This window comes from Streptomyces sp. S.PB5, assembly GCF_030403745.1.
GTDB lineage: Bacteria > Actinomycetota > Actinomycetes > Streptomycetales > Streptomycetaceae > Streptomyces.
In genome coordinates this window covers 26182-39624 of the sequence record NZ_JAQMWP010000019.1, presented here as the reverse complement: position 1 = coordinate 39624, position 13443 = coordinate 26182, and the positions used below count along the sequence as shown (strand labels likewise).

Genomic DNA, 13443 nt, shown 5'->3' with positions numbered 1-13443 from the left:
CTGACAAGCGCCCAGGTCAATCGTTCGGTTGAATCGCGCTTACCTCTCCAGCCCGCCCCTCGCTCCGCACGGAGGACGCGGGCAGCCACCGGAAACGGTCAGGATGCGGGAGTCACCCCCAGCAGAGAGGTCTCCACGCCATGTCCAGCTTCCCCAGCAGACGCCGTGTTCTCGCGACCAGCGCCGGTGCCGCACTCGCGTTCGGCGCGCTGAGCAGCACGTCCGCCCAGGCCGCGGGCCGCACCAGTACCGAGGAGACCAGAACCCTCGACGAGCTGTACCAGGCCGCGCTCGCGGAGGGCGGGAAGCTCGTCATCTACGCCGGTGGGGACACGCCCACACAGCAGGACTTCACCAAGGCCGCGTTCCTGAGGCGCTTCCCCGACATCGACCTGACCCTGGTGGTGGACTACAGCAAGTACCACGACGTCCGCGTCGACAACCAGCTCGCGACCGACACCCTCGTCCCCGATGTCGTCCAGCTGCAGACCCTCCAGGACTTCACCCGCTGGAAGGAGCAGGGGCGGCTGCTGCGGTACAAGCCCGCCGGGTTCTCCAAGGTGTACGACAAGTTCAAGGACCCGCACGGCGCCTGGGTCGCCATCGGGGCGATCGGGTTCAGCTTCATGTACAGCCCGTCGGTGGTCGGTTCGGACGCCCCGAGCACCCCGCTGGACCTGGTCGACCCGAAGTGGAAGGGGAAGATCGCCTCGTCGTACCCGCATGACGACGACGCGGTCCTCTACCTCTTCTCGCTCTACGCCCAGAAGTACGGCTGGGAATGGGTGGCCGGGTTCGCCGCCCAGGACGTCCGGTTCGCGCGCGGCAGCAACTCCCCCGCCGACGCGGTCCGCGCCGGCACCCACGCGATCGGCGTCGGCGGCTCGGGCGCCCCGCTCGCCACCGGGCCCGTGAAGTGGGTCGTCCCGGACAGCGCCCCGTTCATGGCCTGGGGCCAGCGCGCCGCGATCCTGAAGCAGGCCGCGCACCCGGCCGCCGCCAAGCTGTACCTCAACTGGCAGCTGTCGCTCGGCACCCAGCAGGGCTCCTTCAACGGCTGGTCCGTCCGCGCCGACGTCACTCCCCCTACGGGTCTGAAGCCGGTGTGGGAGTACCCCAACGCGCACATCGACGGCTTCCCCCGCTTCATGGCCGACCGTGCCGCGATCGAGCGCTGGAAGCAGACCTTCGCGCTGTACTTCGGCGAGGTGAAGGGTGACCCGACGCCGGGCTGGCCGGGGCTGCACCCGGGGGCGTGACGCAACAGCGCTTCACAACACTTCACATAGGTCATACGAGTCCTCGATAGACTCGGGCGCCCTGTCCGAGTGGATCAGTGAGTCCAAGGGGATCTGCCGTGACCGACCGCGCTCTCGCCAACGGCACCCGGCGCACCCTGGAACACGCCCCGCACCTCGTGTTCTTCCTCGTCGTGGGTGTCGCCGCCGTGCGGCTCCTCGCTCTCGACAGCCCGCTGTGCCCGCAGATCGTCGGCGTCAGCGGGCTGTTGGCCGTGGTGTACGGGACCGGTCTCGGGCTGTGGAACCGGCTCGGTCCGGCCGTCCGGGCCGCCTGGATCACCACCCTGCTCACCCTGTGGGGCCTCCTGCTGTTCCTCGCCCCGACCCCGCTGACCTGGGCGTACGCCTGGTGCGGGGTGCCCCTGGCGTGCGCGGCGCTGCGGGCCCTCGGGCGGCGGGCGGCGCTCGTGGCGGTGGGTGCGATCTCCCTCCTTCTCGGCGGCCGGCTGCTCGGCTCGACCGGCCGGCTCGACCTGGAGATGGCGCTGGTCCCGGTCGCGGCCGTCTGGGGCACCGTCGCCCTCTACCGGTCGCAGCAGCGGGACGCGGCCGAACGCCAGCGCCTCCTCGAGGAGTTGCGGAGCACCCGTGACGTCCTGGCCGAGGAGCAGCGCCGGGCGGGTGTGCTCGCCGAGCGTGCCCGGATCGCCCGGGATCTGCACGACACCCTCGCCCAGGAGCTCGCGGGCAGCCTGATGCTGCTGCAGGCCGCCGAGCGGGACTGGGACCGGCGGCCGGACGCGGCCCGCACCCGGGTGCGCGCGGTGGCCGATGGTCTGGACGGCAATCTCGCCGAGACCCGCCGGATCATCCACGACCTCACCCCGTCCGCCGTCGCCGAGGCCGGCCTCGAAGGCTCGCTGCGGCTGCTGTGCGCCCAGGTGGAGCAGGCGGGGGCCGCGGCGCAGGTGCGGTTCCGTTCCGCGGGCGAGCCCCGTCCCGTCCTGGACGAGCAGGCGGCCGCCACCCTGTTCCGGGTGGCCCAGGGCACGCTGGCGAATGTGCGTGACCACTCGCGCGCTGCGCATGTGCTGGTCACCCTCCACCATGAGGCGGACCGCGTCGAACTCGACGTACAGGACGACGGAGTGGGCTTCGATCCGGCGGGCGCTGCCGGGGCTCCCGCCCTGTCGACCCGTGGCTTCGGCCTGCCCGGCGCCCGCGCGAGGCTGCGCGAGTACGGCGGCGACCTGCGGGTCACCAGCGCGCCGGGCCGGGGGACACACGTGCGGGCCGTGCTGCCGGCGGCGACTCCCCGGCTGACCTCGGCGACCGCCGGATGACGGACCACCGGACGCCCGTCCGCCTGGTGATCGCCGACGACCACGCCGTCGTACGGGCCGGACTGCGCGCCCTGCTCGAGGGCGAACCGGATCTCGCGGTGGTCGCGGAGGCGGGCAGCGGCGAGGAGGCCGTACGGCTGGCCGTGGAGCTGAAGCCGGACGTCGTGCTGATGGACCTCCGGTTCGCGGGCGCCGACCTCGACGGTGTCGACGCGGTCCGCCGGCTGAGCGCCGAGGCTCCCGCCGTACCCGTGCTGATGCTGACGAGCTACTCCGGGCGGGCCGACGTGGTGCGGGCGTTGGAGGCAGGCGCGCGGGGATACGTACTGAAGGCCGGGCCGCCCGAGGAACTCTTCCGGGCCGTGCGCGGGGCCGCCGTCGGCGTGCTGGCCCTCGCCCCCGAGGTGGTCGGCGAACTCGTCGGGCAGGTGGTCCGGCCCGACGTCGATCTCACCGAGCGCGAGGTGGAGGTCGTGCGGCTGGCGTCGGAGGGGCTGAGCAACCGGGCGATCGCCCAGGCCCTGTTCCTCAGCGAGGCGACCGTGAAGACGCATCTCGTGCGGATCTACCGCAAGTTGAAGGTGGAGAACCGCGCGGCTGCCGTGACGGAGGCCGCGCGGCGGGGGCTGATCCAGCTCGACTGACAGGCGGTTCGCCCCGGCTACCCCTCAGTGCCCTCGGAACGCCTCCTCCAGCCACCAGGCCCCGTGCTCCCCCGCCACCTTGGCGTCGACGAGCAGCGGCGCCGACCGCGGCCCCGCCACCCAGTCCTCGACCGCCTTGAGATCGGCGCACGTCCGCACGGTCACCGCCTCGAAGCCGTAGCCGCGGGCGATGGCCGCGATGTCGGTGGGCGGGAAGGTGACCGTGTCGAGCGGGTGGCCGTCCGGCCCGAAGTGGTGCACCTCGGCCCCGTACCCCTCGTCGTCGTACACCACGACCACCATCGGCAGCCCCAGCCTGCGTACGGTGTCCAGCTCGGCCGCGCCCATCAGCGCGCCGCCGTCGCCGAGCGCGGCCACCGGCAGCCGGTCCGGCCGGGCCAGCGCGGCGCCGATCGTGGTCGCGAGGCCCAGGCCGATCGACTGGAAGGCCTGGGTGAAGCAGAACCCGTGGTGGTCGGGGACGGACAGATAGGCGCTCGGGTAGCCCATGAAGTTCCCGGAGTCCACGCCGATCACCCGCTCCGCCGGGAGGATGTCGTCGAGGGCGATGCCGAGCGTGCGCGGGTCGATGCGGTCCCGGGTGCTCTCGTCCTCGTACGGCACGTCCCGCCATCGCACCTGCGGGCCGACGGCCTCGCCCCGGTACCCCTCCCGCCGCTCGTTGCCGCCGGCGTCGAGCGCACGCCGTGCGGTGCGTTCCACGTCCCCGACGACACCGAGGTGCACCTGCCGGTGGGCGCCGAGCGCGGACGCGTCGTCGTCGACCTGTACGACGACGGCGTCCGGGCCGATGAGACGGCCGTGCCGCATGGTCCACATGTTGAGGGCGCAGCCCCAGCCGACGACGAGATCGGCGCCCTGGATCAGCTCGACCGCCACCGGGGACGCGAAACCCCCGGAGATGCCGAGCGACCACGGGTCGCCCTGGAACAGCCCGTGGGCGACGGCGGAGGTGGCCAGCAGCGCGCCGTGGTGTCCGGCGAGCGCGACGAGCGCGTCCCGGGCGCCCGGCGAGCGGGCGCCGCGGCCTGCCACGAAGACGGGGCGGCGGGCGCCTTCGAGTGCGGCGACCAGGGCCGCCACGTCGGCGTCCGACGGCTCGACTGCGGCCCGCGCGGGCGGCGGGACGACGGCGATCGCGGCGGTGTCGGCGACGTCCAGGGCCTGTACGTCCAGGGGCAGGTTCAACAGCACGGTACGACGCTCGTGCAGGGCACGGCGTACGGCGCCGCAGGCCTGCTCGACCGCGGAGTGCGGGGAGCTCACGCGCTCGGTGACCGCGCCGACCGCACGGGCCAGCGCCTCCTGGTCGACGTAGAAGTTGGACGTGGGCTGCGTCGCCTCGGCCGCGAGCACGAGAAGCGGGGTACGGCTCTTGGCGGCTTCGGCGATGCCGGTCAGGGCGTTGGTGAGACCGGGGCCCTGGTGGACGCTGAGCGCGGCGACCGCCCCGCTCATCCGGGCGTAGGCGTCGGCCATGGTGGCGGCTCCGCCCTCGTGGCGGGCGGCGACATAGCGGGAACCGGCGGCGACCATGGCGTTGGTGAGGTGGAAGTTGCCCGACCCGACCACGCCGAAGACGTGGTCCACGCCGGCCGCGGTCAGTGCCCGGCCGACGGCTTCGGCGACCTTCATGAGCGCTCCACGAGGGCGAGGACGCGGGCGGGTGAGCCGGAGCCCTTCAGGATGGGCAGCGGGCCGGCGATGACGACGGCACCGGTGGCGGGCAGTTCGCCCAGGTTCTGGAGCTGGGTGAGCCCGTACTTGTCGTTGCCCATGAGGTAGGAGTGGCACGGGAAGAGCGGGTCGAAGGAGTGGGCCGCTCCGGCGTCGGTGCCCACGGTCTCGGTCCCGAGGCCGATCACCGGCGACTCCTCGGCGACCCAGCGCGCGCACTCCGGCGACAGACCGGGGGTGTGCGGGCCGTTCTCGTCGGCGTTCAGGAACTCCTCCTGCGAGTGCGAGCGAGCGTCCCATCCGGTCCGCAACAGCAGCCAACCGCCCTCGGGCAGCGGCCCGTTCTCGGTCTCCCACGCCTTGATGTGGTCCACCTCGACGAGGAAGTCGGGGTCCTTGGCGGCGAGCGCGGAGAAGTCCAGCACGGCGGCGGGGGCGATCAGCCGGCTCGCCGGTACGGAGGCCACGTCGGCGAGGTCCTTGCCGGTGACCCAGTGGTTGGGGGCGTCGAAGTGCGTCCCGGTGTGCTCCCCGGTACGGAAGTTGTTCCAGTACCAGGCCGGCCCCCGGTCGTCGTACCGGCTGATCTCCTCCAGCTCGAACACCTGCGTCTGCCCGAACGGCTCGGGCAGCTGGATCACCGGGGTCTCCGACGACAGCGGCGCGGTCAGATCGACGACTTCGATCGCGCCGCTCCGCAGCCCGGACATCAGCGCGGCGAGAACGGACGGCTTGGTCATGGAGACCTCCTGAGCTGTCGTGGGCGCGGGACGCGTTGACGACGGTCGCACCGCTGTCCGGGCGCGTCCAGAGAGTGCCCGTCCCCAAATCGGTCCAGTGCTCCGGAATTGGCCTTGGTCTGCGGTTTCCCGGGCCTCTAGCGTCGGACTCATGCGTATCCGAATCGTCGACGCCTTCACGGACCGCCCCTTCGCCGGGAACCCTGCCGGGGTGCTGCTCCTGGACGCCTTCCCGGACGACAACCGGCTGCAGAACATCGCCGTGGAGGTCAATCACGCCGAGACGGCGTTCGCCCACCGGCTGCCCGCGGGCGGGGAGGCGGACTGGGCGTTGCGCTGGTTCACGCCGGCCGCCGAGGTGAACCTGTGCGGGCACGCGACGCTGGCCACGGCCCATGTGCTGCACACCACCGGTGCCCACGAGGGCCCGGTGCGGTTCGCCACACGGAGCGGGGTGCTCATCGCCACGCCCGCTGCGGACGGCTCGGTCACCCTCGACTTCCCCACCGCCCCGCTCACCCAGGTCGAGCTGCCGGACGGGGTCGCCGCGGCTCTCGGCGCCGAGCCGCTGGCCGCCTTCGACACCGGGCCGAACGTCGGTGACCTGCTGGTCGAGCTGGCGGACGAGAAGACGATCCACGCACTGCGCCCCGACCTCAGGGCGCTCGGTGCCTACTCGGAGCGCGGTGTCATCGCCACCGCCCGCGCCGAGAACCCCGAGCTCGGCTACGACTTCGTCTCCCGCTGCTTCTTCCCGAACATCGGGATCGACGAGGACCCGGTCACCGGCAGCGCCCACACCGCCCTCGCGCCCTTCTGGTCCGAGCGCCTGGGCCGTACCGACCTCACCGGCCTCCAGGCCTCGCCGCGCTCCGGCCGCGTGCGCACGCAGCTGATCGGTGACCGCACACTGCTCACCGGCCGCGCGGTCACCACCATCGAGGGCGAGCTGCTCGTCTAGCGGATCGCCGGCTGCCGGGGGTCATGCCGTCGGCAGCCAGTCCACCTTCCCGGCCAGCAGCGCGTAGCCGACGAACGCCCCGATGTCGAGCAGGGAATGCGCCACCACCAGCGGGCCCACCCGCCCCCATCTGCGGTAGAGGTAGACGAACACCACGCCCATCACCATGTTGCCGATGAACCCGCCGATGCCCTGGTAGAGGTGGTACGACCCGCGCAGCACAGAACTGGCCACCAGCGCGGTCCCGGGCGTCCAGCCCAACTGGTGCAGCCGGCGCAGCAGATAGCCGACGACGATGACCTCTTCGAGGATCGCGTTCTGCATCGCGGAGAGGATCAGCACCGGGTACTTCCACCACACCTCGGGCAGCGCCTCCGGCACCACCGTGAGATTGAAGCCGAGCCCGCGTGCGGCCAGGTAGAAGGCGATTCCGGTGCTGCCGATCACCGCCGCGATCGCCGCCCCGCGGCCCAGGTCGGGCCAGGGCCTGGTGCGGTCGAAGCCGAGGGTGCGCAGGCTCCCGCCCTCGCGCAGCAGGAAGTGCGCGACGAGGAGGACGGGCACCAGGGACGAGGCGATCCCGAAGAGCTGCCAGGCGAGATCGAGCCAGGGGCGGCCCGGCGCGGCGGAGGCGTTGAGGGTGGCCGCCTGGTCCTTCAGCCCGCCCGGTTTGGTGACCGATCCGACAAAGCTGATGAGGGCGGACACTCCGCTCGCACCGAGCGAAAGCCCCAGAACGAGCAGCGTCTCGTCCCGGAAGATCCGCCGTGAAGGGCGGTCTTCTGGAAAAGAATCGGCCACGAGGCCCGCCTCTCCCTGCACACCTGACTCCAATTCAGTAATCCCGTCCCATCCCCAACGCCGCCCCGCTAGGGTCTCGAAAGAACTTACGAAGATCGTGCGTGACAGGCCGTCGGGGGACGGACACCGTACGGGGCAGACCTCCCCTTCGCATGCCATACGGCCGTGGACCGGCAGCAGGTACGACAGGGAGGGGCACCACCGTCATGGGACGTCACAGCTTGCCCGATCAGTATGGGGCGGGCGGCAGCGACCCCCGCCCACGCACCCGTCGCCGTACGGTGGCCATCGCGACGGTGCTCGTCCTGACCGCCGCGGGCGGTACGGCGGCCGCGGTCCAGAGCGGACTGCTCTCCTTCGGTGGCTCCTGCCAGGACGACGCGGTGCGGCTGAAGCTAGCCGCCTCCCCCGACCTGGCCCCGGCCCTGCGCGCCGCGGCGAAGCGCGCCCGTGACCAGAACCTGACCTCCGACGGCCGGTGCGTCGCCATGGAGGTGACCGCGCAGGACTCGTACAAGCTCACCGACACCCTGCTGGCGGGCAGGAAGACCGATGTCCAGGTGTGGGTTCCTGACTCGGAGCTGTGGATCCAGCGGATCGCGGCGGACACCAAGGCGACGGAGGTGACCCCGGTCGGCAGCTTCGCCTCCAGCCCGGTCGGTGTGGCGATGGTCCCTGAGGCCGCGAAGTCGCTGGGGTGGCCGCAGAAGTCGTACGACTGGATCGAGCTGGTCGGCGCGACCATGCAGGACGACTCGCTCAAGCTGGGCGCGGCCGATCCTTCGCGCAGTGCGACGGGGCTGCTCGCCCTGACCCAGCTGAGCACCGGCGCCGCCGGGATCGAGGGTGGGGACACCCAGGCCGCGGCCATGATGAAGACGCTGTCGCAGCGGACCTCCGACAGCGACACCCAGGTGCTCGACACCCTGCCGCGCGACTCCTCGGGCACCGAGCAGGGCAACCCCAAGCGCAACCAGGCGCTGATCCTCAGCGAGCAGGCGGCGTTCGCGTACAACTCCGCCGGGGACGGCGAGGGACTCGACCTCTTCTACCCGAAGGACGGCTCGCCCCGGCTGGACTACCCGTTCTCACTGGTCGACCAGCCGAAGCTCACCACCGACGAGAGCCGGGCGGCGCTGCGGTTCATGAACTATCTGCGCAAGCCCGAGCAGGCGCGGCTCATGGAGAAGTACGGCTTCCGTACGTCCGCCGACGAGGTGCCGCAGACGCTGGTGACGCGGGCGGGCGGCAGCAAGCCGCAGCCGTATGCGCAGGACGCCCTCAAGCCGGCCGCGGAGACGGCCCTCCAGGAGGCGCTGGGCACCTGGACGATCACCGTGCAGAACGCGCGGATCACCACGGTCGTCGACGCGTCCTCCTCCATGTCCGAACTGGTCCCGGGTACGTCCCAGTCCCGCATGGACGTCACCAAGGCGTCCCTCCTCCAGGCGCTCGCCACGTTCACACCGGAGGACGAGATCGGCCTCTGGAAGTTCTCCACCAAGCTGGACGGCGACAAGGACTACCGGGTCCTCGTGCCGACGGGGCGCCTGGGCGACAGCAAGGACGGCGGAACCCAACGGGACGAACTCACGGCGGCCTTCAGCGGCCTCACACCGGTCCCGAACGGCGCGACGGGCCTGTACGACACCACGCTCGCCGCGTACAAGGCGGCCACCTCCTCCTACGCCGACGGCAAGTTCAACGCCCTGGTCGTCCTGACGGACGGCGTCAACCAGGACCCCGGCAGCATCTCCCGCGGCACCCTCATCAGCCGCCTCCAGCAACTCACCGACCCCGACCGCCCGGTCCCCCTGATCATGATCGCCGTCGGCCCCGACGCGGACCGCGCCGAGGCCCAGCAGATAGCCCGGTCCACAGGCGGCACAGGCCAGGAGGTAACCGACCCGTCCGAGATCCACGAGGTCATCCTGAAGGCAATCGTGGCGGCGGGGGCGCAGGGGGCGGGGTGAGGTGAGGCGCACCGGGGGCGCCGCGGGCGCCGGGAGCAGGCTGGCGCGAGCCGCGGGAGCGGGGGTAGCGGGGGGCTGGGAGCGCGCCGAGCCGCGGGAGCGCGAGCGGGGGCACAGGCTGGCGCGAGCCGTAGGAGCGGGGGTGGCGGCGCCGGCAGCAAGCCGAGCCGCGGGAGCGTTGGCACGGGGAGCAGGCTGAGCCGGGCCGTAGGAGCGGGGGCGCCAGGAGCAGGCTGGCGCAAGCCGCGGGAGCGAGGGCGGCGGCGCCGGGAGCACGCCGAGTCGCGCCATGGGGGCGGGGGCAGCGGGAGCGGGGGCACGGGGAGCAGACTGCGCCGAGCCGTAGAAGCGAGGGCGCCAGGAGCAGGCTGGCGCGAGCCGCAGGGGCGAGGGCGGCGGCGCCGGCAGCAAGCCGAGCCGCGCCGCAGGAACGGGGGCGGCGGGGGCACGGGAAGCACGGTTCGCCGTCCGCCACAGCCAGCGGCTCGCCCCGACTGACCGCCCGCCACAATCCGCCGCTCCTCCCGACCTACCGCCCGTCACAGCCCGCGGCCCGCCCCAACCCACCGTCCGCCACAACCCACGACTCCCCCCAACCCACCGCCCGCCGCAACCCGCCGCTCCTCCCGACCTACCGCCCGTCACAGCCCACGGCTCGCCCCAACTCACCGCCCGTCCTAGCCCACGGCTCCCCCAACCCACCGTCCGCGACAGCCCACCGCTCCCCGCACCCCACAGCCCGTTCCACCCCCGTCTCACCCCAGCGGCACCGGCTCCGGGAGGCCCACCGGCCAGGTGTGGACCGGTTCGCCGAGGTGCATCAGTTCTGCGTACCGGCGGGTCGTCGCGGCGAGTGCGGCACTGCGGTCGAGGCCTGATTCCAGGGCCCGGTGGAAGGTGGCGGACTGCCAGGTCGCGCCGTTGGTGCGGCGGCGGCAGCGTTCTTCGATCACGCCCAGGTACAGGTCCCGGTCGGCGGGCTCCACGCCCCACGCGGCGAGGCCCGCCTCGGCCAGCGGCAACAATTCGTCGCGGACGAGGGTGACGGCGTCGATCTGGGCCAGGCCGCCGTACCGGCCCCGTCGCGGCCAGTCGAAGCGGGCGTCGATGCCGTCGCGGCAGGCCGCGTCGAAGTTGGCGGCGGCCGCCTCGAAGGGCAGCCGGGTCCAGATCGGGCGGGACTCCTCCGCCAGGGCGCGGACGACGCCGTAGTAGAACGCGGCGTTGGCGATGACGTCCGTGACGGTGGGGCCGGCCGGGAGCACGCGGTTCTCGACGCGGAGGTGCGGGACGCCGTCGGCGATGCCGTAGACGGGGCGGTTCCAGCGGTACACCGTGCCGTTGTGCAGGACGAGTTCCGCGAGGGACGGGACGCCGCCCTCGTCCAACACCTTCAGCGGATCCTCTTCGTCGCAGATGGGCAGCAGCGGCGGGAAGTAGCGCAGATTCTCCTCGAAGAGGTCGTACGCCGAGGAGATCCACCGCTCGCCGAACCAGGTCCGCGGCCGGACCCCCTGGGCCTGGAGCTCGGGCGGCCGGGTGTCCGTGGACTGCTGGAACAGCGGCGGCCGGGACTCGCGCCACAGCTCATGCCCGAAGAGGAAGGGCGAGTTGGCCCCGACGGCGATCTGCGCGGCGGCGACGGCCTGTGCCGCGTTCCACACGGCGGCGAAGCGGGCCGGGGTGACCTGGAGGTGCAGCTGGACGGAGGTGCAGGCGGCCTCCGGGGCTATGGACTTGGAGGTGCAGACGAGATGCTCGACGCCGTCGATGTCGAGGACGAAGTCCTCACCGCGCGCGGCCACGATCTGGTCGTTGAGCAGCGTGTAGCGGTCGACGTCGGAGAGGTTGGAGGAGACCAGGTCATCCCGGTCCAGCGTCGGCAGAATGCCGATCATCACGATTCCCGCGTCGAGCTCGCCCGCTTTCCGGTGCGCATATGCCAGCGAGGTGCGGATTTCCTCCGCCAGCCGGTCGAATACCCGGCCACCCAAAGGGTGTGGGGCTATGTTGACTTCCAGATTGAACATGGCGAGTTCTGTTTGGAAATCTCGGCTCGCGATCCGTTCGAGCACTTGCGCATTCAGCATTTTCGGCATGCCGTCGGTACCGGCGAGATTCAATTCGATCTCCAGCCCCATGAGGTTCCTGGGGCGGTCGAACCGCCTCTCCTCCAGCAGCCGCTCCAGTCCCGTCAGGCACTTGCGGAGCTTGCCGCGGTAGAGCTGCCGATCGGACAGATCGAACCGACCTGCCACGACCTTCTCCCCCATCGAAGCGTCCCTCCTCGGATGGGCGGGCCGAAGATCCGGCCGCCGGTCTCGGGTCACGTGGGATGATGCCCAGCCGAGGCGATCGATAACGTCCCGCGCGGACCCGTCGCCCGCTACCCTGTTGCCCGAGACCGGCGGCACATTCATCGGGCATACGGCTCGGCGCAGTTTCGAGTTCCCTGAACATCTCGTGAAAAACGCCGACGAGAACGGGCCGACCGCGCCTTGGACATTCATCCAGGTCATCGCCTTACAGCCGCTGGAAATCGGGATGATTCCCGCTTGTCGCCGACCGAATTGCCCCTTGTTCTTCACGTCGGAAACGGCTAGATGAAACACCGTCTGAACACGTGTCGTATAAACTCCGCGGACGAGACAGAAGGCTGGCGCCCACGGTCGGTCCGATCCTGCCGTCGAGGTGACGTACGGCGGGCTCACCCACACCACGCACGCCTCACGACCCGGCCCCCGCCACTCTGCCCCCGCGAGCTGACAGCGCCGTCCGCCCACGCCCTCGCGCCACCGTGCCTGTCGAATGAGAGGCGAACCACCATGCCGCTGCATGTCCCCCCGGCTCCCGCACCAGCACTTCGCTCCGTCCTCACTGCGCTCGGTTCGCCCACCGCGGTCCGCGAGGCCCGAACTCCCTCCCTGCGCGCCGCCCAGGGTCCGACCACCCCCGAACTCCCCCTGCCCGTATACGTACTTGACGAGATCACCGCAGCGGGCGCCTCCGCCACCCGGCTGGCCGGCTGGCGTTTCCTGATCCGCAGCGGGGATCATGCGGTGGCCGCGGCCGAGACCCGGCTGACCCCCGACGGGTGGGCCTTCTCGCACTTCTTCGAGGGTCCCTACATCACCTCGACCGAGCGCGCACTGCGCCAGGCCGAGACGATGAAACAGCCCTACCAGCCCCGTCTGCTCTCGGTCCCCGGCCTCTACATGCTCACGCTCTGGCTGCACGGCGACTGCACCGCGGACGGCGCCTCCGGCCACCCCGCCGCCACCGATCTGCTCGTCCCGCTCGCCCCCGCGCCGCCCGGTATCGCCGCCCACCGGCCGCACCGGGTGGCCGAACTGCTCCCGGTGCTGACCCATCGGGTATCTCCGGGCCCCTTGCTGGGACAGCTCGCCTGAAAACCAGAACCCCGGCTCGTACGAGCGCAATAAAGCTCGTACGAGCCATTTTCATGCCCCGCCCCGACCGGACTAGCCCCATCCGGCCATCTCGAACCACCCGAAGAGACAGTGCAGTTGGGATGAACCGTCCAGGCGGGTGATGCGTCATGAACCTGTGAGTAGCGGTGCTGCCAAATCCCTGCGGATTGACGCCCGTGGGGCAACACTGGTTCCGACCGACTTATCACAACGGGGGCAGCGATGAAAACCACGCCGAAGCGAAAGATCCCACCAATGTGCCAGCACCAGCCGTCGTGTCCGACCGCCGAATCCGCCGACCGGGAGGGCGCCCGACTCGTGGCGCACCACCCGGAGCAGGGCTGGAGCCTGCTGTGCAACGGCGTTCTGCTCTTCGAGGACACCGGTGAGCTCCTGCCCGACGGCAAGATCATCGCCCCGCACCGCCCGCTGGGCACCGAACAGGTGATGACCGCAGCCTGAGGCGCAGGCGATACCGGGCGGTGGGACCGACCGCCCCGGTGATTTGAGGGGCCGGCCCGCAGACACTCGCTGCGAACCGGCCCCGACGCATGTCCAGGGGTGCTCACTCCTCGTGTTCCCCCTTGTCCACTACGGTCATCCCTCGCGTT

General features: G+C 71.5%; 11 protein-coding genes. 7 read left to right on the top strand and 4 right to left on the bottom strand.

Features of this window, described 5'->3' with window-relative positions:
• Window positions 1-140 precede the first annotated feature (140 nt).
• From PH203_RS38215 to PH203_RS38205, 3 genes are all read left to right on the top strand, one after another.
• Window positions 141-1259, top strand: a complete 1119-nt coding sequence (locus PH203_RS38215) for an extracellular solute-binding protein (protein ID WP_289926311.1) — start codon at window positions 141-143, stop codon at window positions 1257-1259.
• A gap of 98 nt (window positions 1260-1357) precedes the next feature.
• Window positions 1358-2584: a sensor histidine kinase gene (locus PH203_RS38210; protein WP_289926310.1), complete on the top strand. Its 1227-nt coding sequence runs from the start codon at window positions 1358-1360 to the stop codon at window positions 2582-2584.
• Window positions 2581-3228: a response regulator transcription factor gene (locus PH203_RS38205; protein WP_289926308.1), complete on the top strand. Its 648-nt coding sequence runs from the start codon at window positions 2581-2583 to the stop codon at window positions 3226-3228. Before PH203_RS38210 ends, PH203_RS38205 begins: the two co-directional genes overlap by 4 nt.
• Before the next feature lie 24 nt (window positions 3229-3252).
• On the opposite strand, the gene PH203_RS38200 is transcribed toward PH203_RS38205, so the two are convergent.
• Window positions 3253-4884, bottom strand: coding sequence for a thiamine pyrophosphate-binding protein (locus PH203_RS38200; protein ID WP_289926307.1), 1632 nt, complete (start codon window positions 4882-4884; stop codon window positions 3253-3255).
• Window positions 4881-5666 carry a cyclase family protein gene (locus tag PH203_RS38195; RefSeq protein ID WP_289926306.1) on the bottom strand — a complete coding sequence of 262 codons (786 nt, stop codon included), beginning with the start codon at window positions 5664-5666 and terminating at the stop codon, window positions 4881-4883. Before PH203_RS38195 ends, PH203_RS38200 begins: the two co-directional genes overlap by 4 nt.
• 151 nt (window positions 5667-5817) lie before the next feature.
• Between PH203_RS38195 and PH203_RS38190 the strand changes: the two genes are divergently transcribed.
• On the top strand, window positions 5818-6627 hold the full coding sequence (locus tag PH203_RS38190; protein ID WP_289926303.1) for a PhzF family phenazine biosynthesis protein: 810 nt from the start codon (window positions 5818-5820) through the stop codon (window positions 6625-6627).
• Window positions 6628-6648: 21 nt separating this feature from the next.
• Here PH203_RS38190 and PH203_RS38185 read toward each other — a convergent pair whose 3' ends face one another.
• On the bottom strand, window positions 6649-7449 hold the full coding sequence (locus PH203_RS38185; RefSeq protein WP_289926302.1) for a type II CAAX endopeptidase family protein: 801 nt from the start codon (window positions 7447-7449) through the stop codon (window positions 6649-6651).
• 185 nt (window positions 7450-7634) lie between these two features.
• On the opposite strand from PH203_RS38185, the gene PH203_RS38180 reads away from it, so the two are divergent.
• Complete coding sequence (locus PH203_RS38180) at window positions 7635-9401, top strand: substrate-binding and VWA domain-containing protein (RefSeq protein ID WP_289926300.1); 1767 nt, start codon at window positions 7635-7637, stop codon at window positions 9399-9401.
• Between the two features lie 755 nt (window positions 9402-10156).
• On the opposite strand, the gene PH203_RS38175 is transcribed toward PH203_RS38180, so the two are convergent.
• The gene (locus tag PH203_RS38175) at window positions 10157-11674 is read right to left on the bottom strand and encodes a glutamate-cysteine ligase family protein (RefSeq protein WP_289926297.1); all 1518 of its coding nucleotides are present in this window, start codon (window positions 11672-11674) and stop codon (window positions 10157-10159) included.
• A gap of 552 nt (window positions 11675-12226) precedes the next feature.
• Here PH203_RS38175 and PH203_RS38170 point away from each other — a divergent pair.
• Together PH203_RS38170 and PH203_RS38165 are read left to right on the top strand one after the other, a co-directional pair.
• Window positions 12227-12811 (top strand): hypothetical protein, encoded by a 585-nt coding sequence (locus tag PH203_RS38170; protein WP_289926296.1) that lies wholly within the window; start codon window positions 12227-12229, stop codon window positions 12809-12811.
• 276 nt (window positions 12812-13087) lie between these two features.
• Window positions 13088-13294: a DUF5999 family protein gene (locus PH203_RS38165; RefSeq protein ID WP_289926295.1), complete on the top strand. Its 207-nt coding sequence runs from the start codon at window positions 13088-13090 to the stop codon at window positions 13292-13294.
• Window positions 13295-13443: the final 149 nt, after the last annotated feature.